At 56.6% G+C, this 25,885-nt stretch carries 23 protein-coding genes and 1 pseudogene; 17 read left to right on the top strand and 7 right to left on the bottom strand.

The genetic code is table 11. The features are described from left to right. The first annotated feature begins 19 nt into the window (after positions 1–19). Positions 20–1,126, top strand: coding sequence for a DUF1615 domain-containing protein (locus V6942_RS19620; RefSeq protein WP_333501696.1), 1,107 nt, complete (start codon positions 20–22; stop codon positions 1,124–1,126). Here V6942_RS19620 and V6942_RS19615 read toward each other — a convergent pair. Beyond that, positions 1,123–1,425 (bottom strand): DUF2755 family protein, encoded by a 303-nt coding sequence (locus V6942_RS19615; RefSeq protein ID WP_106928098.1) that lies wholly within the window; start codon positions 1,423–1,425, stop codon positions 1,123–1,125. The two genes, V6942_RS19620 and V6942_RS19615, sit on opposite strands and share 4 nt — an antisense overlap. A gap of 249 nt (positions 1,426–1,674) precedes the next feature. Here V6942_RS19615 and V6942_RS19610 point away from each other — a divergent pair, with 249 nt between their 5' ends. Then, positions 1,675–1,869 (top strand): DUF2754 family protein, encoded by a 195-nt coding sequence (locus V6942_RS19610; protein ID WP_106928096.1) that lies wholly within the window; start codon positions 1,675–1,677, stop codon positions 1,867–1,869. A gap of 98 nt (positions 1,870–1,967) precedes the next feature. On the opposite strand, the gene ddlA is transcribed toward V6942_RS19610, so the two are convergent. Continuing rightward, complete coding sequence (gene ddlA / locus V6942_RS19605) at positions 1,968–3,068, bottom strand: D-alanine--D-alanine ligase (RefSeq protein WP_106928094.1); 1,101 nt, start codon at positions 3,066–3,068, stop codon at positions 1,968–1,970. 275 nt (positions 3,069–3,343) lie between these two features. On the opposite strand from ddlA, the gene V6942_RS19600 reads away from it, so the two are divergent. From V6942_RS19600 to V6942_RS19585, 4 genes are all read left to right on the top strand, one after another. Then, positions 3,344–4,543 carry a multidrug efflux MFS transporter gene (locus V6942_RS19600; RefSeq protein ID WP_106928092.1) on the top strand — a complete coding sequence of 400 codons (1,200 nt, stop codon included), beginning with the start codon at positions 3,344–3,346 and terminating at the stop codon, positions 4,541–4,543. Between the two features lie 303 nt (positions 4,544–4,846). Further along, positions 4,847–5,110: a sigma-S stabilization anti-adapter protein IraP gene (locus V6942_RS19595; RefSeq protein ID WP_182934666.1), complete on the top strand. Its 264-nt coding sequence runs from the start codon at positions 4,847–4,849 to the stop codon at positions 5,108–5,110. A gap of 96 nt (positions 5,111–5,206) precedes the next feature. After that, positions 5,207–6,616 carry an alkaline phosphatase gene (gene phoA, locus V6942_RS19590; RefSeq protein ID WP_333501695.1) on the top strand — a complete coding sequence of 470 codons (1,410 nt, stop codon included), beginning with the start codon at positions 5,207–5,209 and terminating at the stop codon, positions 6,614–6,616. A 98-nt stretch (positions 6,617–6,714) separates the two neighbouring features. Further along, positions 6,715–7,050, top strand: a complete 336-nt coding sequence (locus V6942_RS19585; RefSeq protein WP_106928086.1) for a PsiF family protein — start codon at positions 6,715–6,717, stop codon at positions 7,048–7,050. A gap of 55 nt (positions 7,051–7,105) precedes the next feature. On the opposite strand, the gene proC is transcribed toward V6942_RS19585, so the two are convergent. Then, on the bottom strand, positions 7,106–7,915 hold the full coding sequence (gene proC, locus V6942_RS19580) for a pyrroline-5-carboxylate reductase (RefSeq protein ID WP_106928199.1): 810 nt from the start codon (positions 7,913–7,915) through the stop codon (positions 7,106–7,108). Positions 7,916–8,073: 158 nt separating this feature from the next. Here proC and V6942_RS19575 point away from each other — a divergent pair, with 158 nt between their 5' ends. The 4 genes from V6942_RS19575 to ppnP all read left to right on the top strand — a co-directional run bounded on the left by V6942_RS19575 (position 8,074) and on the right by ppnP (position 10,646). Next, on the top strand, positions 8,074–8,526 hold the full coding sequence (locus tag V6942_RS19575; protein WP_064547826.1) for a YaiI/YqxD family protein: 453 nt from the start codon (positions 8,074–8,076) through the stop codon (positions 8,524–8,526). A gap of 272 nt (positions 8,527–8,798) precedes the next feature. Next, on the top strand, positions 8,799–9,323 hold the full coding sequence (gene aroL / locus V6942_RS19570) for a shikimate kinase AroL (RefSeq protein WP_106928084.1): 525 nt from the start codon (positions 8,799–8,801) through the stop codon (positions 9,321–9,323). 282 nt (positions 9,324–9,605) lie between these two features. Continuing rightward, entirely contained in the window at positions 9,606–10,283 is a 678-nt protein-coding gene (locus V6942_RS19565) for an AroM family protein (protein WP_106928082.1), read from the top strand. A gap of 78 nt (positions 10,284–10,361) precedes the next feature. Next, positions 10,362–10,646: a pyrimidine/purine nucleoside phosphorylase gene (gene ppnP, locus V6942_RS19560; RefSeq protein WP_106928080.1), complete on the top strand. Its 285-nt coding sequence runs from the start codon at positions 10,362–10,364 to the stop codon at positions 10,644–10,646. Positions 10,647–10,688: 42 nt separating this feature from the next. Here the strand turns inward: ppnP and rdgC are convergent, their stop codons facing one another. Further along, the gene (gene rdgC, locus V6942_RS19555) at positions 10,689–11,600 is read right to left on the bottom strand and encodes a recombination-associated protein RdgC (protein WP_106928078.1); all 912 of its coding nucleotides are present in this window, start codon (positions 11,598–11,600) and stop codon (positions 10,689–10,691) included. Between the two features lie 87 nt (positions 11,601–11,687). On the opposite strand from rdgC, the gene mak reads away from it, so the two are divergent. Then, positions 11,688–12,590, top strand: coding sequence for a fructokinase (gene mak, locus V6942_RS19550; protein WP_106928076.1), 903 nt, complete (start codon positions 11,688–11,690; stop codon positions 12,588–12,590). Positions 12,591–12,695: 105 nt separating this feature from the next. Here mak and sbcC read toward each other — a convergent pair whose 3' ends face one another. Beyond that, positions 12,696–15,836 carry an exonuclease subunit SbcC gene (gene sbcC, locus V6942_RS19545; protein ID WP_333501694.1) on the bottom strand — a complete coding sequence of 1,047 codons (3,141 nt, stop codon included), beginning with the start codon at positions 15,834–15,836 and terminating at the stop codon, positions 12,696–12,698. Further along, positions 15,833–17,035, bottom strand: a complete 1,203-nt coding sequence (sbcD, locus tag V6942_RS19540) for an exonuclease subunit SbcD (protein ID WP_333501693.1) — start codon at positions 17,033–17,035, stop codon at positions 15,833–15,835. The genes sbcC and sbcD overlap by 4 nt, the downstream gene beginning before the upstream one ends. A gap of 191 nt (positions 17,036–17,226) precedes the next feature. Here sbcD and phoB point away from each other — a divergent pair, with 191 nt between their 5' ends. The 5 genes from phoB to malZ all read left to right on the top strand — a co-directional run bounded on the left by phoB (position 17,227) and on the right by malZ (position 24,429). Further along, positions 17,227–17,916, top strand: coding sequence for a phosphate response regulator transcription factor PhoB (gene phoB / locus V6942_RS19535; protein ID WP_106928070.1), 690 nt, complete (start codon positions 17,227–17,229; stop codon positions 17,914–17,916). A gap of 21 nt (positions 17,917–17,937) precedes the next feature. Further along, complete coding sequence (phoR, locus tag V6942_RS19530; RefSeq protein WP_106928068.1) at positions 17,938–19,233, top strand: phosphate regulon sensor histidine kinase PhoR; 1,296 nt, start codon at positions 17,938–17,940, stop codon at positions 19,231–19,233. 410 nt (positions 19,234–19,643) lie between these two features. Next, positions 19,644–20,963 (top strand): branched-chain amino acid transporter carrier protein BrnQ, encoded by a 1,320-nt coding sequence (gene brnQ / locus V6942_RS19525; RefSeq protein WP_106928066.1) that lies wholly within the window; start codon positions 19,644–19,646, stop codon positions 20,961–20,963. Between the two features lie 139 nt (positions 20,964–21,102). Next, positions 21,103–22,455, top strand: coding sequence for a proline-specific permease ProY (gene proY, locus V6942_RS19520; protein WP_333501731.1), 1,353 nt, complete (start codon positions 21,103–21,105; stop codon positions 22,453–22,455). 153 nt (positions 22,456–22,608) lie between these two features. Further along, a complete protein-coding gene (gene malZ / locus V6942_RS19515; RefSeq protein WP_333501692.1) occupies positions 22,609–24,429 on the top strand; it encodes a maltodextrin glucosidase in 1,821 nt (606 codons plus the stop codon). Here malZ and V6942_RS19510 read toward each other — a convergent pair. Continuing rightward, entirely contained in the window at positions 24,423–25,325 is a 903-nt protein-coding gene (locus V6942_RS19510) for a LysR family transcriptional regulator (protein ID WP_333501691.1), read from the bottom strand. The two genes, malZ and V6942_RS19510, sit on opposite strands and share 7 nt — an antisense overlap. 272 nt (positions 25,326–25,597) lie before the next feature. Between V6942_RS19510 and V6942_RS19505 the strand changes: the two are divergent. Continuing rightward, positions 25,598–25,834: pseudogene (locus V6942_RS19505) on the top strand (hydrolase); the annotation flags it as partial. Positions 25,835–25,885: the final 51 nt, after the last annotated feature.

The following is a 25,885-nucleotide window of genomic DNA, read 5'->3' as shown; positions in this document are numbered from 1 at the left end:
TTTTTGATAAGGATAGCCCATGGCGATAGCCACAACGCGGTACCGTTCGTTTTCTCTTACCCTGCTGGCTGCCGCGCTATTAAGCGCCTGTACCAGCCAGCAGGCGCCCACGCTGAAAGAGGGCGAAAAACCGGTTGATGTGGCAAGCGTCGTGCGGCAAAAAATGCCGGCCAGCGTAAAGGACAGGGATGCCTGGGCGCAGGCGCTGGCGAAAACCTTCGACAGCCAGAAGCTGGCACCTACGGAAGAAAACATCTGTGCGGTGCTGGCGGTGGCGCAGCAGGAGTCGAACTACCAGTCCGACCCGGCGGTGCCGAACCTTAGCAAAATAGCCTGGCAGGAGATCGACCGGCGGGCAGAGAAGATGCATATTCCGGTCTTTCTGGTACACACCGCGCTGAAAATTAACTCGCCGAATGGCAAAAGCTACAGCGAGCGATTGGACAACGTGAAAACCGAAAAGCAGCTGAGCGCGATATTTGATGATTTCATCGGCATGGTGCCAATGGGACAGAAGCTGTTTGGCTCGCTGAACCCGGTACACACCGGCGGCCCGATGCAGGTCAGCATTGCGTTTGCCGAGCAGCATCAGGACAACTACCCGTGGAGAATGAGCGGCACCGTACGCCAGGAAGTGTTCTCCCTGCGCGGCGGTCTGTGGTTTGGTACATACCATCTGCTGAATTATCCGGCTAACTATACGGCGCCGATTTACCGCTTTGCCGACTTTAACGCCGGCTGGTACGCCAGCCGCAACGCCGCGTTCCAGTACGCGGTCAGTAAGGCGACCGGCGTGAAGCTGGCGCTGGACGGCGACGTGATCCTCTATGGTAGCGATGAGGCGGGCAGCACGGAGATGGCGGTCAGAAAGCTGGCGGATAAGCTGTCACTGAGCAACAGCGAGATCCACCGCCAGCTGCAAAAAGGCGACAACCAGGCGTTTGAAACGACCGCGCTGTATAAAGGCGTCTACAAGATTGCCGAGCAGAAGGCCGGTAAACCGCTGGCCAGAGAGATGCTGCCGGGGATTCAGCTGGAAAGCCCGAAAATCACCCGCCAGCTAACCACGGCGTGGTTTGCTAAACGGGTGGACGAACGTCGCGCCAGATGTATGGCGATCCGCTAATCGTGGTGGCGCAGACGGCGCACCAGTGACACCACGCCAAGGATGGCGCAGCCTGCGAGGAACGGCACCAGGCCGAACAGCGTGCCGACGCCGAGCCCAATTTCCACGCGCGGACGGCCGTTGTCCTGTATCTGCATCAGGTGCTCATAAATACCGGGCGCGTGCAGCACCAGCGACAGCAGCTGAGCCCCCACCGAAAAGCAGAGCAGTACGAACAGCACGTACGCCAGATTGCCGGAGGCGGAGGATGCCTTTTTCTTCCCACTGAACATGAGTTTTGACAAAGTGAAATCTGTCATTGGGACCCCCAGAATGACATAAATACGGACGATTGCGGGTTGCTGAGTTCAGTGTGGCAGCAGACGGCGGTTGTCAATATCGGATTTATGGTAAATTTTGAGCAGGAATATTCCTGGTTTTGCCCGCCGATTCGCCGATTCCCCCCTTTTGCTTAACGTTAAATCCATTTAACATCTGCAAACTGCCGTTCACACCACAGACGCTGTCACGGGTTTATGGCATCCTGTTTTTTTTCTGCTGGAGCCGTTATGAACCTGCCTGTAAAAATCCGCCGCGACTGGCACTACTATGCGTTTGCCATTGGTCTTATCTTTATTCTTAACGGGGTTGTGGGCCTGCTTGGGTTTGAAGCGAAGGGTTGGCAAACCTATGCCGTGGGGATGGTGACGTGGGTGATTAGCTTCTGGCTGGCGGGGTTTATTATTCGTCGTCGGGAAGAATAGCCGCATTGCTGGGTAGGCCTGATAAGCGTAGCGCCATCAGGCTGATGGCGCAGGTTGCCGGATGGCAGCTTTAGCTTATCCGGCCTACAGCGGTGGCGTTAGCCGTTCATCGATGTTTTCAGCGCCTTATCGGCCTGATGGCGTTCCAGCGCCAGCTCAATCAGACGGCTAATCAGCGAGGTGTAGTCGAGACCGCTGGCCTGCCACAGTTTCGGATACATGCTGATGTTGGTAAAGCCCGGTAGGGTGTTGATTTCGTTAATCACGACGTCATTGTCGGCGGTGAGGAACACGTCGACGCGCGCCATGCCGCAGCAGCCCAGGGTCTGATAAGCGTCAATTGCCACGCGGCGGATTTTATCGTTCACTTCAGCGGAGATAGCCGCCGGTACCACGACTTTCGCACCGTTATCGTCGATGTACTTAGTGTCATAAGCGTAGAACTCGCTGTTCAGCACAATTTCGCCGCAGGTGCTGGCCTGTGGATCGTCGTTACCCAGCACGGCGCATTCAATTTCACGCCCTTTAATGCCTTGTTCCACCACCACTTTATGGTCGAATTCAAATGCCAGCGCCACGGCTTTGGCGTACTGTTCGGCATCGTTGACCTTGCTGACGCCGACGGATGAGCCCTGGTTCGCCGGCTTCACAAACAGCGGCAGACCGAGCTTCGCCTGCATATCGGCAAAGGTGAAGCTGTCGCGGTTACGGCGCGTCAGGGTAACAAACGGCGCAATCGACAGCCCGGCGTCGCGCAGCAGGCGCTTAGTGACGTCTTTGTCCATGCAGGCGGCAGAGCCCAAAACATCAGAGCCAACAAACGGCAGGTTCGCCATGCGCAGCATGCCCTGCAGCGAGCCATCCTCACCCAGCGTGCCGTGCACAATCGGAAAAATCACGTCGATTTCATCGAGCGGCTGGCCGCTGGCGGCGTCGATCATCTGCTGATGCTCGCGGCCAGGAATATGGGCCAACGTCGTCGTGGAAGGGCGCAGCGCAATACGGGCCGGGTCCTGCGCGTTCAGCAGATAGTTCTGTGCGTCGCTGATGTGCCACTGACCCTGTTTGTCGATGCCGAGCAGCACGACGTCAAAACGCGTTTTATCAATCGCTTCTACGATATTCTTCGCGGACTGTAGGGAGACTTCGTGCTCCGCCGATTTGCCGCCAAAAACAATCCCAACCCGCAACTTTGCCATTCTCTAATTCCATCCGTTCCAAACGCAAAGCACATAACATACCACGCGCGCTGCGGGGTATCTGCCTTTTCCATCTTGTTCGGCGTAAATCTTGCGCAGACGCTAAGGATAAGTCACTAGTGAACGGCGGTTTTCTCGTGACATAAATCACACAAATGGGCTAATCGACTGATAAAATTCTGAAATAATCGATTGAGCATCTCTGACAATACGGTGAGACGGGCAACTTGCTAACCTGACAGTCTGTCCTCGTTAACAGAAGTACGCGCGTTTTTATGGAATCCTGGAAGGTTAACCTTATCTCCGTCTGGTTCGGCTGTTTTTTCACCGGGCTGGCGATTAGCCAAATTTTGCCTTTTTTACCGCTCTACGTGGCGCAGCTGGGGGTCACCTCGCACGAATCGCTGTCCATGTGGTCGGGCTTGACCTTCAGCGTCACCTTTCTGGTGTCGGCCATCGTATCGCCGATGTGGGGCAGCCTTGCCGATCGTAAAGGGCGCAAGCTGATGCTGCTGCGCGCCTCGTTGGGGATGGCAGTAGCCATTCTACTGCAGGCGTTTGCCACTAACGTCTGGCAGCTGTTTTTCCTGCGCGCCGTGATGGGTTTAACCTCCGGTTATATCCCAAACGCCATGGCGCTGGTGGCTTCGCAGGTGCCGCGCGAGCGCAGCGGCTGGGCGCTCAGTACGCTGTCGACGGCGCAGATCACCGGCGTTATCGGCGGGCCGCTGCTCGGCGGCTTTCTTGCCGACCACGTCGGCCTGAGGATGGTGTTCTTTATCACCGCGTTTTTGCTGCTGGTGAGCTTTATGGTCACGCTGTTCCTGATTAAAGAGGGGGCCCGGCCGGTACTGGAAAAAGGCGAGAAGCTCAGCGGCAAGGCGGTGTTTGCCTCGTTGCCCTATCCGGGGCTGGTGATCAGTCTGTTCGTCACCACCATGGTCATTCAGCTGTGTAATGGATCGATTAGTCCGATTCTGGCGCTGTTTATTAAATCAATGTCGCCGGACAGCACCAATATCGCTTTTTTAAGCGGCATGATCGCTGCCGTTCCCGGCGTATCGGCGCTGATGTCTGCGCCGCGCTTGGGCAAGCTCGGCGACCGTATCGGTACCGCGCGTATTTTACTCGGTACGCTAGCCTTCGCCGTGGTGCTGTTCTTCGCCATGTCGTTTGTGACCACGCCGCTGCAGCTGGGCATTCTGCGCTTTATTCTGGGCTTTGCCGATGGCGCGATGCTGCCCGCGGTGCAGACGCTGCTGCTTAAATATATCAGCGAGCGTGTGACCGGCCGTATATTTGGCTATAACCAGTCGTTTATGTACCTGGGTAATGTGGCCGGGCCGCTAATTGGCGCGTCAATTTCTGCTATGGCGGGATTCCGTTGGGTATTTATGGCCACCGCGGTGATTGTGTTGATTAACCTTTGGCAACTGGCGGTAATGCTGCGACGGGCGCAGCCGACGCGACAGTAATATTGTGCGGACGAGGGAATTATTCTCCTGGCGTTATTCCCTCGTTTTATTCTTTTCTTATTCAACTTTGAGCTGTAGCATTGCATTATTATGCGAGCAAAACGTTTCGCTGACTGCGTAAGAAACTAATACCATGATATTCATGGGGATTATATTTTTGCGGGTTCCACTTGCAGAATTGTCTGGATGTTGTAATTCTATTCGTGCTTGCTAGAGGGGAATAGAACCGTCTGTTTTTCTGGTCTATTTATTTTTTTCAGGGCTGGCGTCCTGCTTATTGCCGTCATACAAGGAAAATGCGCGATGAAAAATTTCATTGCTGAATTGCTGGTGAAACTGGCCGAAAAGGAAGATCAGGCAAACGCGCTACGTATTCAGGTTGATGCGCTGGAAGTGGTGGTAACCACGCTATTGCAGCATATGAAGAATACGCCCGACGGCGCGTTAGATAACGACATTGCCGTGGTGCTGAATAAGCTCGCACCGTCAGAAACGTCCACCGATCATCATCACGAATTATTATATAACCATGTACAACGGTTATTTCGCACCCCCGAAAAAGGGTAGGTGCCTGCTTATTAAGTGTGGTCATTAAACTGTCATACTATTTTCTTACAGTCTCCGTGTTTCCTTTTTTAAGTATTTGTACATGGAGAATCTCAAGTGAAATACCGTGCTATTGCTGTCGCATTATTACCGCTGCTGGGCTTTTCTGCGGCGCAGGCGGAAACCGCCACTGCCGTTCTCGATAACCGTGCCGCGCAGGGGGATATTGCCCAGCCTGGCGGCGCGCGTCGTTTATCTGCCGATCAGACCGAAGCGATTCGCGCTTCATTAAATAATAAGCAGGCCAAAAATGTCATTCTGCTGATTGGCGATGGGATGGGGGATTCTGAAATTACCGCCGCACGTAACTATGCCGAAGGCGCGGGCGGTTATTTTAAAGGTATTGACGCGCTGCCGCTCACCGGTCAGTACACGCATTATTCCCTGAACAAAAAAACCGGTAAGCCGGACTACGTGACGGACTCTGCGGCGTCGGCCACGGCCTGGAGCACCGGCGTGAAGACCTATAACGGCGCGCTGGGCGTTGATATTCATGAGCAGGATCACCAGACTATTCTTGAACTGGCGAAGGCCGCTGGTCTGGCAACCGGCAACGTCTCTACCGCCGAATTGCAGGATGCGACTCCGGCGGCGCTGATTTCTCATGTGACCTCGCGTAAGTGCTATGGTCCCAGCGTCACCAGCGAAAAATGCCCGACCAATGCGCTGGAAAAAGGCGGCAAAGGCTCTATCACTGAACAGCTGCTTAACGCCCGTGCCGACGTGACGCTGGGCGGCGGCGCAAAAACTTTCGCTGAATCCGCCACTGCCGGTGAGTGGCAGGGTAAAACCCTGCGCGAGCAGGCTGAGGCGCGCGGCTATCAGTTGGTCGATAACGCCACATCGCTGGCAGCAATTACCCAGGCTAACCAGGACAAACCGCTGCTGGGGCTGTTTTCCGACGGTAATATGCCGGTACGCTGGGAAGGGCCGAAGGCCACCTTCCACGGCAACCTCGATAAACCTGCGGTCACCTGCGCACCAAATCCGAAACGCGACGCCAGCGTGCCGACGCTGGCGCAGATGACCGATAAGGCCATCTCGCTGCTGAGCAGCAGTGAAAAAGGGTTCTTCCTGCAGGTAGAAGGCGCGTCGATTGATAAACAGGATCATGCAGCGAATCCGTGCGGCCAGATTGGTGAAACGGTCGATCTGGATGAAGCGGTACAGAAGGCGCTGGCGTTTGCTAAAAAAGACGGCAACACGCTGGTGATTGTGACCGCCGACCACGCGCATGCCAGCCAGATTATTCCGCCGGAAACCAAAGCGCCAGGCCTGACGCAGGCACTGAATACCAAAGACGGCTCGGTCATGGTGATGAGCTACGGCAACTCGGAAGAGGAGTCGATGGAACATACCGGCACCCAGCTGCGCATTGCGGCCTATGGTCCGCACGCGGCTAACGTGGTGGGACTGACCGACCAGACCGACCTCTACTACACCATGAAAGCAGCCCTGGGGCTGTAATCCTCCTCCAGGCCAGCGGCAAAAATTCGGCCGCTGGCCTGGTAAAATTCCTGCCAGCGACCAGACTTACAGAGTTCTACTCACAAAAGGATGGTGCAATGAAAACAACAATACTGGTTACCCTACTGTGTGGACTGTTTGCGGCCAGCGCGGCCTCTGCGGCAACGACCGCCGCCGCGCCGGAGAAAACCCTGACGCCGCAGCAGCAGCGCATGAGCAGCTGTAATCAACAAGCGACGGCCAAAACCCTGAAGGGCGATGAGCGTAAAACCTACATGAGCAGTTGTTTAAAAGGTGAAGGGGTGTCACCCAGCGGTAAAGCGATGACGCCGCAGCAGCAGAAAATGAAGGATTGTAACGCGCAGGCGGGTCAGAAGGCCCTCAAAGGCGACGAGCGTAAAACCTTTATGAGCACCTGTCTGAAAAATAAATAAATTCACTTTTATGGCAAGCGAGCCTGGCCCGGCGGCGATTGCCGGGCCAGTACACTCAGGACTTGCTCATCTTGTCCGATTTTTCCATGCATTTTGCCATCGCTTCGATGACCGCTGAGCGGAAGCCTTTCTCTTCCAGCACGCGCACGGCTTCGATAGTGGTGCCGCCAGGCGAGCAGACCATGTCTTTTAGCTCACCCGGATGCTTGCCGGTTTCCAGCACCATCTTCGCAGAGCCCATCACCGCCTGTGCGGCAAATTTATACGCCTGCGCGCGCGGCATACCGCCGAGCACTGCGGCATCAGCCATCGCTTCGATAAACATAAACACGTAGGCCGGAGCAGAGCCGCTGACGCCAACGACCGGGTGGATCATGGGTTCGGCAATCTCTTCCGCTTCACCGAAGCAGCGGAAAATATTCAGCACGTCGGCAATATCTTCCGGCGTCACCAGTGCGTTCGGCGTTACCGAGGTCATACCGGCGTTAACCAGTGACGGGGTGTTTGGCATGGCGCGGACGATTTTTCGGTCGTGGCCCAGCGCACGCGCCAGCTGATCGAGGGTGACGCCGGCGGCAATGGAAACCACCAGAGAATCTTTGTTCAGGCTGGAGGCGATGTCGCTCAGCACTTTTACCATGATTCCCGGCTTCACGGCGCCGAAGACGATATCGGCAATCTGTGCCACGTCCTGCGCGCTTTGCGCCGCGTTAATGCCGAATTCATCGCGCAGGGCGGCGACTTTATCCGGGGAGGGGGTATAGACCCAAATCTGCCCAGGAAGCACCTGCCCGCTGGCAATCAGGCCGCCGAGAATGGCCTTACCCATATTACCGCAGCCAATGAAGCCAATTTTCTTGTCCATCATCTCTCTCCCTCTATCTGTTTTTTTGTAGTGTACTGTTATAGGCCATTCCCGGCGATGGGTAATCTACTTTTGTGACCCGGATTACACTTTATTACGTCCTCCGCCGTGCTTAACGTATAATCGGCTTTTAAGACGACGCGTAGACCGGAGTGTGTATGACGATTTGGGTGGATGCCGACGCGTGTCCGAACGTGATTAAAGAAGTGCTGTACCGCGCCGCAGACCGCACGCAGATTGAGCTGGTGCTGGTGGCGAATCAATATCTGCGCGTCCCGCCGTCGCGTTTTATCCGCGCCATGGTTGTGCCAAAAGGCTTCGATGTGGCCGACAATGAGATCGTGCGCCTCTGTCAGCCTGGCGACCTGGTGATAACCGCCGATATTCCGCTGGCGGCGGAAGTGCTGGAGAAGGGCGGCGCGGCGCTTAACCCGCGCGGTGAGCGCTACAGCGACGCCACCATTCGCGAGCGCCTGACGCTGCGCGATTTTATGGATACCATGCGTTCCAGCGGCATTCAGACCGGCGGGCCGAGCGCCCTTTCTCAGCGCGATCGCCAGCAGTTTGCCGCCGAGCTGGATAAGTGGCTGCTGGCGGTGAAACGAGGCTGACAGGATTTGTGTCATCACATTGTGCTACCGTTAGCCGCGTCGTTCGGCTTGTCAAAGCCAGATACTTTCATGTACTGTTAGCGCCACGCTTTGTGGAATATATTTTTTACGCTTTACGGTGAGCAATATTGGCACTTAAAGCGAATGGCTCGCTCAGAGTGAATGTTATTGTAACTTAAAGTTTACACTTACTTGTGTACTAGTTTGGTGGTATGATTCACGCTTCACACATACGTCCCGCAATTACGCGTCATCAAGGGGAATGCCAGGTCATGACACAGCCTATTTTTCTTATCGGAGCCCGAGGCTGCGGAAAAACGACGATAGGCCAAGCGCTGACTCGCGCCTGCCATTTCCAATTCGTTGATACCGACCAGGTGTTGCAACAGCGCTCAGGCCTGAGCGTGGCGGATATCGTCGCGGCAGAAGGCTGGCAGGGCTTTCGCGCGCGCGAAACGGAAACCTTAATGTCCGTGACGGCGCCGGGGACGGTGATTGCCACCGGCGGTGGGATTATCCTCGCGCCAGTGAATCGCGAGTTTATGCGTCAGAGCGGCGTGGTGATTTACCTCAATGCGCCGGTGCCCGTGCTGGCAGGCCGTCTGGAAGCCTTTCCTGAAGCCGATCAGCGCCCGACGCTCACCGGTAAACCGATCAGCGAAGAGGTGGCCGATGTTCTGGCCCAGCGCGATGCGCTGTATCGGGAAACCGCACACTACGTCGTCGACGCCTCGACCGCGCCGGAGCGCGTGGTGACACAAATCCTGGATGTTCTGCATCTGGCCACCGTGAGTTAACAAGACGCTCAGCTTTCCGATCACACCTTCCTCATGTTGTGCATTGCGCTGTCGATATACCCTTTTTTATTTCGTGGTTATATCGGGCGCAAATCACATTTTTCATCTATTCTCTATGTTATGAAAAAGTTAAAATCAAAACATATCAGGAGAGTACTGGAAATAACTGGAATCTTTACATTTCGCCACTCACGGCAGCTGCTACGCTTCTGAGCGGAATTTTGCATCCATCCAGGTGGCTATTTGTAAAGTGAGCTGTTAGAAAAGCAGAAGGTATATAACATGAGTGCAACAATGGCGATTCTTACGATAGGGGTTGTACCCGTCAGGGAAGTTTTGCCGCTTTTGACCGAGCACATCAGGGAAGATCAAATCACCCACATTAGCCTGTTAGGTAATATGAGCCGTGCCGCTGTCATGGAAGAGTATGCACCAGAACCCGGAGAAGAACGTTTACTGGTGTTGTTAAGCGATAACCAGTTTATTGAAGTTTCCCGCCCGAAGGTTGAGCTGAGCCTGCAGTCCGTTATTGAGGTGCTGGATAACCAGTCCTACGATGTCATTTTGCTGTTGAATACGTTTAAGCTTCGCAGTATGGTCGCGCGCAACGCCATGCTGCTTGAGCCTCAGCGTATTATTCCGCCGCTGGTCGCCTCTATCGTTGAGGGGCATCAGGTTGGGGTGCTGGTGCCTGTTGAAGGCATTCTCAACGCCCAGCAGGAGAAGTGGCAGATGCTTCCTAATTCACCGTATTACGCGCTGGCAAACCCGATGCGCGATACCGATCAGCATCTGATCTCCGCCGGCAGTTCGCTGCTGGAGCAGGGGGCCGATGTGCTGGTGCTGGATTCACTCAGCTACCATCAGCGCCATCGTGACCTGTTACAAAAGGCGCTGGATGTGCCCGTTTTATTATCGAATGTGCTGGTCGCCAGACTGGCAGCAGAATTATTGTGTTAACGAGAGAATTTCGCGTGACAGGTTTCTGTTCGCCCCCCTATATTGGTCTTTTTACGACACGAGAATAAGGGCCTGTTTATGCTTCAAAGCAACGAATACTTCGACGGAAAAGTGAAATCCATTGGTTTTTCCAGCAGCAGCACCGGGCGTGCTAGCGTGGGCGTGATGGCGGAAGGCGAGTACACCTTCGGTACCGCGCAGCCGGAAGAAATGACCGTGGTCAGCGGCGCGCTGAACGTGCTGTTGCCGGGTGAAACCGAATGGAAAGTGTACGCCGCCGGGGAAGTGTTCAACGTGCCGGGCAACAGCGAGTTTAACCTGCAGGTTGCCGAGCCTACCTCTTATCTGTGCCGCTATCTGTAACGTGTGCCCTTCCTGCTGCGGCAGGAAGGGATACCGCCTGGATTAACGCTGCGCTTCGCCGCCTAATCCTTCCACCAGGCTTTTAATCAACGCCGCCAGCTCGCCGGTCATCAGAATGAAATCGGCATCGAAACGCTGAGCGTAATCTTCCCGGTCGATATCTTCGTTCTGATCGCGCAGTTCATCGCAGAACTTCAGACGCTTGATGGAACCGTCGTCGCACATCACGAACTGAATACGCTGCTGCCAGTCGAGCGCCAGCTTGGTCACCAGCTTGCCGGCTTCGATATGCACGGCAATTTCGTCGCAGACCAGATCCTGTTTTTTCGCGCGGATCACGCCGCCGTCTTCGAGGATCGCTTTTAATTCTGCTTCATCGAGGATCTGGAAGCTTTGCGCGGCCGAACCGGAGCGCACCCATTCGGTCAGCGTCAGCTCGATCGGGTTTTCCAGCGTCAGCGGGACCACCGGCAGTGAACCGAGGCTTTTACGCAGCAGCGCGAGCGTATCTTCCGCTTTTTTGGCGCTGGCGCAGTCGACCATAATCAGGTCATTGACGGTGTCGATCCACATCATCGTCTGGCTGAAGCGGCTGAAGGCGCGCGGCAGCAGGGAGTGCAGAACTTCATCCTTCAGGGAATCCTTTTCCGTTTTTTTCAGCTTACGGCCCTGATCGGCTTCCAGCTTCTGGATTTTCGCTTCCAGCGCCTGTTTAATCACCGGAGAGGGCAGGATCTTCTCTTCTTTACGCGCGCAGATGATGATCTGGCCATTGGCTGTGTGCGTTAGCGCATCGCTGTGTGAACCCATCGGCGGTACCCAACCGGTTTTCGCCATGTCCTGGCTGCCGCACGGGGTGAAGGTCATCTCAGCGAGCTGTTTTTCCATCTCTTCCGCACGCAGTGAGATGTCGCGGCTGAGACGATAAACCATTAAATTTTTGAACCACAGCATGATAATTTCCACGGTGTTATCGTTAAATCAGCGTGCAATCATAACGAATTGTCTCTGGCCTTGCATTGTTTTAAACAGGAGTGATGAATGCGAATTGGTATCGATCTGGGTGGAACGAAAACGGAAGTTATCGCGCTGAGCGAGCGTGGAGAGCAGCGCTATCGTCACCGTCTGCCGACGCCGCGTGACTACCAGCAAACCATTGAGAACATTGCGCATCTGGTTGCTCTTGCTGAGGAGGCGACCGGGCAAACCGGGACGGTCGGCGTGGGTATTCCCGGCTCCATTTCACCCTATACGGGCGTGGTAAAAAACGCCAATTCCACCTGGCTTAACGGTCAGCCGTTTGATAAAGATTTGAGCCAGCGCCTGAACCGTGAGGTGCGGCTGGCGAACGATGCCAATTGTCTGGCGGTTTCTGAGGCGGTGGACGGCGCGGCTGCGGGGGCGCAGACGGTGTTTGCGGTCATTATTGGCACCGGCTGCGGCGCAGGGGTGGCGATGGGGGGACGTGCACACATCGGCGGTAACGGGACCGCGGGCGAATGGGGGCACAACCCGCTGCCGTGGATGGACGAAGACGAGCTGCACTATCGCGCGGAGGTACCGTGCTATTGCGGTAAGCAGGGCTGTATTGAGACGTTTATCTCTGGTACGGGTTTTGCGACCGACTACCAGCGGTTGAGTGGCAACCCATTGAAAGGCGGCGAAATTATGCGGCTTGTCGATGAGGGTGATGCGCTGGCGGAGCTGGCTTTAAGTCGCTACGAGCAGCGGCTAGCTAAATCGCTGGCCCACGTGGTGAATATTCTCGACCCGGACGTGATTGTGCTGGGCGGCGGGATGAGTAACGTTGAGCGGCTTTACCAGACGGTGCCCGAATTGGTGAAAGAGTGGGTATTTGGCGGGGAGTGTGAAACGCCGATTCGCAAGGCGTTACATGGAGACTCCAGCGGGGTGCGTGGGGCGGCGTGGCTGTGGCCGGCGTGAGTTGGTATTTTCTGTAGGCCGGATAAGGCGTAGCCGCCATCCGGCAATGTGCACCGGAATGCCCGATGGCGCTACGCCTTATCCGGCCTATATTAGGTGGAGGGTTTACTCAACCGCAAACGTTTTATCCAATCGGCTATATCCCAATCCGTTGATTTTTTTCACCTTAATCTGCACCGGGATGCGCTCTTTCATCGCTTCAACGTGGCTGATGACGCCGATGATTTTGCCGCTGGCGTTGAGCGCATCCAGCGCGTCGAGGGCGGTGTCGAGGGTCTCGCTGTCCAGCGTCCCGAAGCCTTCATCGAGGAACAGCGAATCGATGCGGGTTTTATGGCTGACCAGATCCGAGAGCGCCAGCGCCAGCGCCAGGCTGACGAGGAAGCTTTCGCCGCCAGACAACGTGCGGGTATCGCGCACCGCGTCCGCTTGCCAGGTATCAACCACTTCCAGCTCCAGCGCATCGCTGGCTTTTCGCTGCAGCAGATAGCGGCCGTGCAGGCGGCTGAGCTGCTCATTGGCGAGCCACACCAGATTATCCAGGGTCAGCCCCTGGGCGAATTTACGGAACTTGTCACCCTCTTTGGACCCGATGAGCGTATTCAGATGCGCCCAGTCTTCCAGTTCAGCGTTGGCTTTCTCGATTTCGGCCAGCAGCGACTGCTGCTGCTGGCGGTTAACTTCGTCCTGCTTGAGCTGCTGGCGCAGTTCACCCTGATGTTCGCTGTTTTCCCGCAGCTGCCGCGCCAGTTGCTCAAGCTGCCTCTGTACGTCGGCAAGCGTTAGCGTCGTCGGCAGCGTCTCCGGACGCAGAGTCAGATGGTGTTGCAGCGCCTCTTGCACCTGAACGGCGAGCGTCTGTCGTTGCTGATGCTGGGTTTCCAGCGTCTGTTTAAGCTGTTCCAGCCGCAGGCGCTCGTCGGCGTCCAGCAGCGCATCGAGAAATGCCTGGCGATCGGTGAAGTGCGATGCGGCGAGCTGCTGTTCAAAGGCCCGTTCGGCCTCCTGCAGGCGCTGGCTTTCCCGCGTTTCCTGCTGCTGGAGTGTGAGCCACTGACTTTCCAGCGACACGCAGTCATGATGCACCTGCTGCCAGCCATCAAGCGGTGTTTGCTGCCCATCGTCGGCGTTTTGGGCGGGCGGCAGCGTTTCCAGCAGCGGCTGGATCTGCGCCAGCCGCTGTTGGGTTTCCTGGCTCTGCGCCTGCTGTTGCTGCCACTGGGCGACTTCTGCTTCACGGGCTGCCAGCCAGCCGTTCTCTTCATCCACGTCTGGTCGCGCCAGATCGAAAGTGGCCAGCGCCTGGGTGAGCGCTGCGGCCCGCTGTTCTTGCTCCTCGCGCAGCTGTGTTTGTTGCTGGTCTAATTCGCGAATTTGCTGCTCTAGCGTCAGACGTTGGCTGTGCAGATAGCGCTGCTGTTCGGCGTCGTCCTGCGCCGCCAGCCAGCCGCTGATATCGTCGCTGGGCTGCAGGTTGATACGCAGGCGTTGCTGGGTTTCCTGCCATTGTGATGTAAGTACTTGCTCCTGCTGAGAAAGGGAGATTAACTCCTCATCATCCTTTTGCTGCTGCTTTTGCAGCGTCTCCTGCTGCCCGCGCAGCGCGGCACCGTCTTCAGCCAGCCGGGAGACCTCTTTTTCCAGCGCATCGCGGCGTGCGCGGTTAGCATCGGGCGTCAACGCCTGGTATTCGGCTAGCGCCGGATGGTGAGTCGAACCGCACAGCGGGCACGGCGCATCCGGCTGCAGACGCGCGCGTTCGGCTTCCAGCTTGACGATGGTTGCTTCCAGATCGCAGATTGCTTTTACGTCGGCAAGTTGCTGTTTTTTCTCTTTATACGCCTGACGTCGCTGGGTGAGCGCGGCGGTAATGTTTGTCAACTGCTGCTGGCTCTGCTCCCGGGCATCCGTTAACTGCCTGCGGCGGGCCTGCAGCGGAATAAACCGCGCGTGCAGGGCGCTGAGCTGCTGGCGCAACGGGCGTGCGGCCGCGTGTTCGGCGATTTGCGCGGCCACCTCTTCCTGGCTGAGCGTGAGGCTGGAAGGTGGCAACTGGGCCAACTGTGTTTCCAGCGCTTGCCGACGCTGCGCCAGTGCTTTCCGCTGTTCGCGTTCCCGCGCCTGCAGGGCGAATGCCCCGCGCCAGCCGGTCAGTTCGCCCTGCCAACGCTGAATAGAGGCATGTGCCTGTAGCCACTGCTGCTGCTGCTGAGAGGCCTGCGTCAGCGCGGCGCTCTGGCGTTCAGCACCGTGGCGAATACGATCGCGCAGGGTGCGGGTATCCTGTAAGCGAGTATTTACTTCCAGTACCTGGGCGCGGGTTCGGGCTACTGTGGCCGCCTGCTCCTGGACCTGCGTCCAGCGCGGGCGCAGCGCTTCAGCGGGTTGTGCGCGGCTGAGCGCGGCAAGCTGTGGTTGTGCGGCGGTCAGCGCCTGCTGAGCTTCGTTAAGCGCAAGCTGGGTTTTCTGCGCATCTTGCTCAAGTTCACCATGCCGCGCCAGCCACTGCTGATGCTGTACGGCGGTTGCCTGCTGCTGTTGCCACTGCTGTTCATCGCAAGTAAGCGCCTGCAAACGTTGTTCCAGCGCGTGCCGCTGCTCCTCGGCCAGCAGGACGACGCCGCTGGCCTGCGCCTGGCGTTTGTCGAGCTCGTTGCGCGCCTGTTTGTGTTTTTCAAACACCTGCGCGGAAATCTGGCCGTAAATCTCGGTACCGGTCAGCTCCTCCAGCAGCTCGGCACGCTCTTTCGGTTTGGCGTTGAGAAAAGCGGCAAATTGCCCCTGAGACAGCAGCATCGAGCGGGTAAAGCGCCCGTAGTCCAGCCCGCTCAGCGACGCGGTCATTTCGAGCTTATCTTTGACCTTATCAGCCAGAATCTGTCCGTCGGCGCAGCGCGCCAGCTCCACGCGCGGGGCCTGTAAATTGCCGTCCGGCTGATTGCGCGCGCGGTTTTGACTCCAGAAGGCGCGATAGGCTACGCCCTGGACTTCAAACTCCACTTCCGCCAGACATTCGGCGGTATCGCGGGTCATCAGATCGTTTTGCGACTGTGAGACGGTATTCAGGCGCGGCGTCTCGTGATACAGCGCCAGGCAGATAGCGTCGAGTAGGGTGGTTTTGCCAGCGCCGGTCGGGCCGGTAATGGCGAACAGACCGTTGCTGGCAAACGGTTCTTTGGTAAAGTCGATTTTCCACTCGCCCTTGAGCGAGTTAAGGTTTTTCAGGCGCAGGCTGAGAATTTTCATGGCTGTTGCTCCTCGCCAAGGCTTTGCAGCGTTTCGTTAAACAGCGTTTGCAGGCGCTGCTGCTGCGCGTCCTCCAGCGTTTCCAGCGCCAGGCGGCGATGGAAGACTTCGTCAATGCTCAGCTCGCTCAGCGTTTCGCGCGTCTGGCTTTCCAGAATGCGCTGGCGCTGCTCGCGACTGCGGCGCACCAGCAGCACCTCAACCGGCAGGTCATCGGCGATGGCTTGAATTTTGCGTTGAATATCGTGCAGATACTCATCGCTGGTGATTTCAATATCGAGCCACGTGGTGGGCTCCGACGGCGCGTCGCGCCAGGCGGCCAGCTGGTCGCTGATTTGGTTGAAGTCCCCCTTAATGACCGACAGCGCCTGGGTGACCGGCACGGTGAGCGGCGTGACGTCGCTAAGGCTGCCGTCGGCAAACGTGACCAGATTGACGCTTTTGGTCTTGCCGGTTTCGTCAAAGCTCAAGGGGAGGGGCGAACCGCTGTAGCGAATGTGCTCGCTGCCGCCGATTTTTTGCGCCCGGTGAATGTGCCCCAGCGCGATGTAATCGGCCGGAGGGAAGTTTTGCACCGGAAAAGCGTCCAGCGTGCCAATATAGATATCGCGTACCGCGTCGCTCTTACTCGCCCCGACGGTAGTCAGGTGGCCGCTGGCGATAATCGGCAGCGGGCGGTCGCCGCGCAGCGCGCAGGCCTGCTGGTACTGCTGCTGGTAGTATTCAGTAATGCTTTCAAGCACCTGACGCACTTTTTCGTTGCCCGATAGCCCGGCCTGGCTGGTGATGATGTCACGTGGGCGCAGGAACGGTACCGGGCAGAATACCGCGCCGGGCGTGCCGTCGCGCTGGTTTAAAATAAACGGCACATGCCCGGCGCTGGCAATGACCGTGGTATTGAGGAAGGACAAAATATCGCGCGATTCGTTGAGCGTGGCCACCGAGTCATGATTGCCGGCCAGCACCACCAGATGGCAGCCGGTTTGCTGCAGATTTACCACGAAGCGGTTATACAGCTCGCGGGCGTAGCTCGGCGGCGAACCGGTATCGAAGATATCGCCAGCGACGATAATCGCATCTACGCGTTCCGCCTCGGCGGTGGTCAACAGCCAGTGCAGAAAGGCGTCGTGCTCGGCCGCGCGGCTCTTGCTGTAGAAGTTCTGGCCAAGGTGCCAGTCCGAGGTATGGATAATGCGCATAGCGATTCCGTGAGAAGTGACGTAAAGTTGATTATAAACATTCACCTACGCTGGGGTCGATGCGCGCGTTGTGGCCGTGTCATAAACGGTTAAGTGCGATCATCGAACGGTCATGTTTATCATAAAACTGTCATAAATCTGACGCATAATGACGTCGTATATAATACTGATGTCTAAAAACAGGGCAAATAATGGCAAGACGTATTCTGGTCGTTGAAGATGAAGCGCCAATTCGCGAGATGGTCTGTTTCGTGCTGGAACAAAACGGTTTTCAGCCGGTAGAAGCCGAAGATTACGATAGCGCAGTCAGCAAACTGAATGAACCCTGGCCAGATCTTATCCTGCTCGATTGGATGTTACCGGGCGGTTCGGGACTGCAATTTATCAAGCATATCAAACGCGAAGCGTTAACGCGTGACATTCCGGTGGTGATGCTCACCGCCCGCGGTGAAGAGGAAGATCGGGTACGCGGTCTGGAAACGGGCGCCGACGATTATATCACCAAACCGTTCTCGCCGAAGGAGCTGGTGGCGCGTATTAAAGCGGTGATGCGGCGTATTTCGCCGATGGCCGTGGAAGAGGTGATCGAGATGCAGGGCCTGAGTCTGGATCCGACCTCTCACCGGGTGATGACCGGCGAAAACCCGCTGGATATGGGCCCCACCGAATTTAAGCTGCTGCATTTCTTTATGACTCACCCCGAGCGCGTCTACAGCCGCGAACAGCTGCTGAACCACGTGTGGGGAACCAACGTGTACGTTGAAGATCGTACCGTTGATGTGCATATTCGCCGCCTGCGCAAGGCGCTTGAACACAGCGGTCATGACCGCATGGTGCAAACCGTTCGCGGCACGGGCTACCGTTTTTCCGCCCGTTTCTAATTTTTGACAGGAGTGTGACGCGTGCTGGAACGGCTGTCATGGAAAAGGCTGGCCCTGGAGCTGCTGTTGTGCTGTCTCCCGGCCGTGATACTGGGACTGATTTTTGGTTATCTGCCGTGGTTTTTGCTGGCGGCAGTGACCGGGCTGCTGGTGTGGCATTTCTGGAATTTACTGCGCCTTTCCTGGTGGCTGTGGGTCGATAGAAGTATGACCCCGCCGCCGGGGCGCGGCAGTTGGGAACCGCTGTTGTATGGACTGAACCAGATGCAGCTGCGTAATAAAAAGCGCCGCCGCGAGCTGGGAAATTTGATCAAACGTTTCCGCAGCGGCGCCGAGTCGCTGCCGGATGCGGTGGTGTTAACCACCGAAGAGGGAGCCATTTTCTGGTGTAATGGTCTTGCCCAGCAGCTGCTGGGTCTTCGCTGGCCCGATGATAGCGGGCAAAACATCCTCAACCTGCTGCGCTACCCCGAATTTACCCAACACCTCAAAAAACGCGAGTTCCTTAAGCCGCTGCACCTGGTGCTGAATAACGGGCGTCATCTGGAAATCCGCGTGATGCCGTATACCGATCGCCAGCTGCTGATGGTGGCGCGCGACGTCACTCAGATGCATCAGCTGGAAGGGGCGCGGCGTAATTTCTTTGCCAACGTCAGCCATGAGCTACGCACGCCGCTCACCGTACTGCAAGGCTATCTGGAAATGATGCAGGAGCAGGTGCTGGAAGGTAACGTGCGCGAGAAAGCGTTGCACACTATGCGCGAGCAGACCCAGCGTATGGAGGGGCTGGTGCGCCAGCTGTTGACGCTGTCGAAGATTGAGGCCTCGCCGACGCTGGCGCTGAACGAAAAAATCGACGTGCCAATGATGCTGAGAGTGGTGGAGCGCGAGGCGCAAACGCTCAGCCAGCATAAGCATTCTTTCCATTTTGAGATTGATGAGACGCTGAAGGTGCTGGGCAACGAAGAGCAGCTGCGTAGCGCTATGTCGAACCTGGTCTATAACGCCGTTAACCATACGCCCGAAGGCACGCTGATTACGGTACGCTGGCAGCACGCGCCGCACGGCGCGCTGTTTAGCGTCGAGGATAACGGGCCGGGCATTGCACCGGAACACCTGCCGAGGCTCACCGAGCGCTTTTATCGCGTGGATAAGGCGCGTTCACGGCAGACCGGCGGTAGCGGGCTGGGGCTGGCTATCGTCAAACATGCGGTCAGTCATCACGATAGCCGGCTGGAGATCGCCAGCGAAATGGGGAAAGGGTCGCGATTTAGTTTTCTACTGCCGGAACGTTTAATTGCCAAAAATAACGGCTAATCGCCCGCCTGTCAGCATAGCTTTCCACAGACCAGCTTCGGCTGGTCTGTTTGCTTTGCAGTCAACAATTCGCTGGACGATTAACGAACGTCTGGTTGTTTTTTGTTCGCATGATTAGCCGGATGTTTTTCTTAATACCAGTTAATCAATCTGGTTATTGATTGAGTATCAATATAATCATCTGGTTTTGCGATCCCGTGTTGCTTTAAAACGTTATAAGCGTTTAAATTGGCCCCCATACGGTCCCTAACGGACTGTGTATTCGCGGTAAATCAAAAAACTATTCTTCTCTACGCCGCGAAGGGAGCATATCCCGCTGAGTTTATCGCCGGTTTCCTCTGTATCATTCCGCAGGTTCCGGTGAGACAAATTTTGTTTTACAACACCACATCCACAGGCAGTAGTTACATATGACCCATCAATTAAAATCGCGTGACATCATCGCTCTGGGCTTTATGACCTTTGCGTTGTTTGTTGGCGCAGGTAACATCATTTTCCCTCCTATGGTTGGCCTGCAGGCCGGTCCTCACGTTTGGGTCGCCGCGATTGGCTTCCTGATTACTGCCGTTGGTCTTCCGGTGCTGACCGTGGTCGCGCTGGCGAAAGTGGGCGGCGGCGTTGATAGCCTGAGTACGCCAATCGGCAAGGTTGCAGGCGTTCTGCTGGCAACGGTTTGTTATCTGGCGGTGGGCCCGCTGTTTGCGACGCCGCGCACCGCGACCGTCTCCTTTGAAGTGGGTATTGCGCCGTTAACCGGCAGCGGCGAACTGCCGCTGTTTATCTACAGCGTTATCTATTTTGCGCTGGTGATTCTGGTGTCGCTGTATCCGGGCAAGCTGCTGGATACCGTCGGCAACTTCCTGGCTCCGCTGAAAATTGTTGCGCTGATTGTGCTCGCCGTTGCGGCGATTATCTGGCCTGCTGGCCCGATCAGCCACGCGCTGGAAGCCTATGAAACAGCGCCGTTCTCAAACGGCTTTGTGAACGGCTACCTGACCATGGATACGCTGGGCGCGATGGTGTTTGGTATCGTGATTGTTAATGCGGCGCGTTCTCGCGGCGTTACGGAAGCGCGTCTGCTGACCCGCTACACCATCTGGGCTGGCCTGATGGCGGGCGTCGGCCTGACGCTGCTGTATCTGGCGCTGTTCCGTCTGGGCTCCGACAGCGCGACGCTGGTCGATCAAAATGCCAACGGTGCGGCAATTCTGCATGCCTACGTACAGCACACCTTTGGTGGCGCGGGGAGCTTCCTGCTGGCGGCGCTGATCTTCATCGCCTGTCTGGTGACGGCGGTTGGCCTGACCTGTGCCTGCGCTGAGTTCTTTGCGCAGTACCTGCCGTTCTCGTATCGTACGCTGGTGTTTATTCTTGGCCTGTTCTCGATGGCCGTATCGAACCTGGGCCTGAGCCACCTGATTCAGATCTCTATTCCGGTACTGACGGCTATCTATCCGCCGTGTATCGCACTTGTCGTGCTCAGCTTTACCCGCAATTGGTGGCATAATTCGGGCCGCGTTATTGCACCCCCGATGTTTATCAGCCTTGTTTTTGGTATCCTTGACGGTATTAAAGCTTCTGCGTTTGCAGACGTACTGCCAGGATGGACTGCCCGTCTGCCGCTGGCAGAGCAGGGTCTGGCTTGGCTGATGCCGACGGTTGTCATGGCGGTTCTGGCTATTGTCTGGGACCGTACGGCGGGTCGTCAGGTGACATCAAGCGCGCACTAACCCGCGTCGCAAAGGCGGTGTCTTAACCACGGAACGTGATGTTCCGTGGTTTTTTATTTTGGGTACTTTCACCTAAGTCGTTCGTGCTGCGGCATGCCGCCAGCGCGGAGATGATGGGTATGACATGGCACTGGAAACGATGGAAAACAACAAGCTGAAGCGCGGGCTAAGCACCCGTCACATTCGCTTTATGGCCCTCGGATCGGCAATTGGTACGGGGCTGTTTTATGGCTCCGCCGACGCCATCAAGATGGCCGGGCCAAGCGTTCTGCTGGCCTATATTATCGGCGGCGTTGCTGCTTATATTATTATGCGTGCGCTGGGCGAGATGTCGGTGCATAACCCCGCCGCCAGCTCGTTCTCTCGCTACGCGCAGGAAAACCTCGGGCCGCTGGCGGGCTATATCACCGGCTGGACCTACTGCTTTGAGATCCTGATTGTCGCCATTGCCGACGTGACCGCGTTCGGCATCTATATGGGCGTCTGGTTCCCGGCGGTGCCGCACTGGATATGGGTACTCAGCGTGGTGCTGATTATCTGCGCCATCAACCTGATGAGCGTGAAGGTGTTCGGCGAGCTGGAGTTCTGGTTCTCTTTCTTCAAAGTGGCCACCATTATCATCATGATCGTGGCGGGCTTCGGTATCATCATCTGGGGTATCGGCAACGGCGGGCAGCCCACGGGGATTCATAACCTGTGGAGCAACGGCGGCTTCTTTAGCAACGGCTGGCTCGGCATGGTGATGTCGTTACAAATGGTGATGTTTGCCTACGGCGGTATTGAAATCATCGGTATCACCGCCGGTGAAGCAAAAGACCCGGAAAAATCCATCCCGCGGGCGATCAACTCCGTGCCGATGCGTATTCTGGTGTTCTACGTGGGCACGCTGTTTGTGATTATGTCTATTTACCCGTGGAACCAGGTGGGCACCGACGGTAGTCCGTTCGTACTGACCTTCCAGCATATGGGCATCACCTTTGCGGCCAGCATCCTCAACTTTGTGGTACTGACGGCGTCGCTGTCGGCGATTAACTCTGATGTGTTCGGCGTCGGCCGTATGCTGCACGGCATGGCCGAGCAGGGCAGCGCACCGAAGGTGTTTGCGAAAACCTCGCGCCGCGGCATTCCGTGGGTCACGGTGATGGTGATGACTATCGCGCTGCTGTTCGCGGTGTATCTGAACTACATCATGCCGGAGAACGTCTTCCTGGTCATTGCCTCACTGGCCACCTTCGCCACCGTTTGGGTGTGGATTATGATCCTGCTGTCGCAGGTGGCGTTCCGTCGCCGTCTGTCGGCTGACGAAGTGAAGGCGCTGAAGTTCAAAGTGCCTGGCGGCGTGACGACCACCGTTATCGGGCTGGTATTCCTGGTGTTCATCATCGGCCTGATTGGCTACCATCCGGATACCCGCATCTCGCTGTACGTCGGGTTTGCATGGATTCTGCTGCTGCTGGTGGGATGGGTGTTTAAAACTCGCTTCCGTCGCTAATCGTTAAGATAGCGTTGATAAACCCGGCCTTGCGCCGGGTTTTTTATGGCCCAAATCTGCGCCCCCGTCCTCCTCCCTATAAAAAAGTTTAAAAGATGAGTAGGGTGAAATAGCCCTATGGCAAGGTGTGCTCATTTTGATGATGGGGGAAAAATGATGTTGAACGCCTGGCACCTTCCGGTTGCGCCCTTTATAAAACGCCAGCAGGATAAATTGATTATTAAGCTGTGGCTGCGCGGCGATAACCTGCCGCAGCGGGTAACTCTGCGCTCGGAGGTGGATAATGAAGAGATGGCGGTGCCGATGCGCCGCAGTAGCCAAGCGCCCGCGCCGGATGTGGTGCAGTGGCGGGCGGAAATCAAGCTGCATGAAGGCCAGCCGCGTCGCCGCTACGGTTTTAAACTGCTGTGGGATGATCGTCAGCTGTGGTTTGCGCCTAAGGGGTTCAGCGCTATTCCGCCGGCGAAGCTGGAGCTGTTTGCCTATGACTGCCCGGATGAAGGGCCGCAGTGGGTGACGGATCAGATCTTTTACCAGATTTTCCCCGACCGTTTTGCCCGTGGCGCGGCGCGCGGTGCGCAGCAGGATAAGGTCTACCATCATCACGCCGCTGGACACGATATTATCCTGCGCGACTGGGACCAACCGCTGACCGCAGAGGCGGGTGGCTCAACCTTTTACGGCGGCGATCTCAATGGCATTTGTGAAAAACTGCCGTACCTGAAAGCGCTGGGCGTAACCGCGCTGTATCTGAATCCTGTATTTACCGCACCGAGCGTGCATAAATACGATACGCAAGATTATCGCGAAGTTGACCCGCAGTTTGGCGGTAACGACGCGCTGCTGCGCCTGCGTCATGCTACACAGCGTGCGGGGATGCGGCTGATTCTCGACGGCGTATTTAACCACAGCGGCGATACGCACGCCTGGTTTGACCGCCATCAGTGCGGTGACCACGGCGCCTGCCACCATGCCACGTCGCCGTGGCGCGATCGCTACAGCTTCTCCGCCGACGGTAGGGCGCTGGACTGGCTGGGCTACGCTAGCCTGCCGAAGCTGGACTATCGGTCATCGTCGCTGCAAGCGGATATCTACGGCGATGAGGACAGTATCGTGCGCCACTGGCTGAAAGCGCCGTGGAATATGGACGGCTGGCGGCTCGACGTGGTGCATATGCTTGGCGAGGCGGGCGGGGCGAAAAACAACCTTCAGCACGTGGCCGCCATTACGCAGGCTGCGAAAGCGGCGCGTCCGGATGCGTTTGTCTTTGGCGAGCACTTTGGCGACGCGCGGCAGTGGTTACAGCAGGATGCGGAAGATGCGGCGATGAACTATCGCGGCTTCACTTTTCCGCTGTGGGGCTTCCTTGCGAACACCGATATCTCCTACGATCCGCAGAACATCGATGCTCAAACCTGCATGGCGTGGATGGAGGATTACCGCGCCGGGCTGTCGCATCAGCAGCAGTTGCGCATGTTTAACCAGCTTGATAGCCACGATACCGCGCGCTTTAAGTCGCTGCTGGGCCGCGATGTGGCGCGCCTACCGCTGGCGGTGGTCTGGCTGTTCAGCTGGCCCGGCGTGCCGTGCATCTACTATGGTGATGAGGTTGGGCTCGATGGCGATAACGATCCGATGTGCCGTAAGCCGTTCCCGTGGAATGAACACCAGCAGGACGGCGCGCTGCTGGCGCTGTATCAGCGGCTGGCGGCGTTGCGCAAGGTGACTCCGGCATTGCGCTGCGGCGCGTGTCAGGTGCTGTATGCCGAAGGCGATGTGGTCATTTTCCTGCGCGTCCTTGGCGCAGAACGTGTGCTGGTGGCGATTAACCGTGGCGATGCGGCAGAGGTCACGCTGGCGGATTCACCGCTGCTCGCCGTGAGCGGCTGGCAACGGCGGGAAGGGGAAGGCCAGCTTGCTGAACGCACGCTGACCCTGGCAGCAATCTCCGCAACGGTGTGGACCACTCACTGATAGAGGTGCGCAATTTCAGCGCTGGCGAGCAGGGTTTCCCGCCACCAGCGCTGTGCTAGCCCATCGCTGCCGTTGCGCCAGGCAATGTAGGCAACATCTTTCTGACGAAATGAGATAACCGTTTTTTCCACCAGTTCGCCGCTCGCCAGCCATGGGCTGACAATGTGGCGCGGCAGAAAACCGCAGCCGAGCCCGGCGAGCAACAGCTTCACTTTACTGTGAAAATCATCAACGCGAATCTGCGGCTGTTCATCCATCAGGTTGGTTTGCAGCGGGTGGCAATGGCGGGCGCTGTCGCTTATCACCACCGCCCGATGCAGGCACAGCTGTTCGTTGGATAAGCCTTCCTGAGCGTCAGCCAGCGGGTGATTGGGCGAGATGACAAAAACATTGTCCAGCGTCCCCAGCATACGGTACGACCAGGCGGCGGAAGTGGGCGGCTCGTTGATGGCGCCGAGAATAATATCGGCACCGTTGTGTGTTAGCTCTTCCCAGGAACCGGCCAGCGTATGGTGGGTGAAGTTAAGGCGCGTTTGCTTGTTCAGCCCGTAGAATGCCTCGATGTGCGGCAGCAGCGCCGAAAAGGGAAACGACTCATCCAGGGCGATCGCCAGCTCTTTTTCCCAGCCGGAGCTGAGCTGTTGCGCCTGTTTTTCCAAATCCTTTGCCGCGTTCAGCAGCAGACGGCCTTTCTCCAGCATCATGCGTCCGGTATCGGTGAATTTGGCCCGGTGTCCGGAGCGATCGAGCAGTTCAATGCTCAGATCGCTTTCCGGCTTCTGGATCATGTAGCTCAGCGCGGCTGGGGTCTTGAACAGTGATTCGGCGGCGGCGGCGAAAGTACCGTATTTGTCGAGAGCGTCGAGGATCAGCAAAACATCCAGATTTATGCGCATGAGCTTAAAATATCCTTAAAAATTAATTAGTCAGTTTTAACGAATAGGCCGAAATAATGCCAGTGAATAAATTAGATATAACATTCGCATTTTTTTGATGTAGATGTTGATGTTCCACAATTAGAAAATAATCCCGTCACAGGATGGTAAATTTTCTTTAATAACTCGTTAGAAATTTCCCGCTATACTCAACAAGCTTTCTGATTCAGGATCCGCCTGCTCACGGCAGTTACAGCTCATTGCCACTAACTAATTGATTAGGAAGGTATGTTATGTCTATTCGGGAACTGATTAATCCAACCAACTCTACGCTTATCTTTATTGACCATCAGCCGCAAATGTCTTTTGGCGTGGCAAATATCGATCGTCAGACGCTGAAAAATAACACCGTAGCGCTAGCGAAGGCTGGGAAAATATTCAATGTTCCAGTGATTTACACTTCTGTTGAAACCAAAAGTTTTAGTGGCTATATCTGGCCGGAATTACTTGCCGTTCACCCGGACGTTAAGGAAGGTGCGAACAAGTTCCTGATATGAGATCATCATATTCATCCGGAGCGC

Source organism: Kluyvera genomosp. 2 (assembly GCF_036759865.1).
Taxonomy (GTDB): domain Bacteria; phylum Pseudomonadota; class Gammaproteobacteria; order Enterobacterales; family Enterobacteriaceae; genus Kluyvera; species Kluyvera ascorbata_B.
The sequence above is the reverse complement of the archived record's forward strand: the minus strand, read 5'-3'. Positions and strand labels throughout refer to the sequence as shown.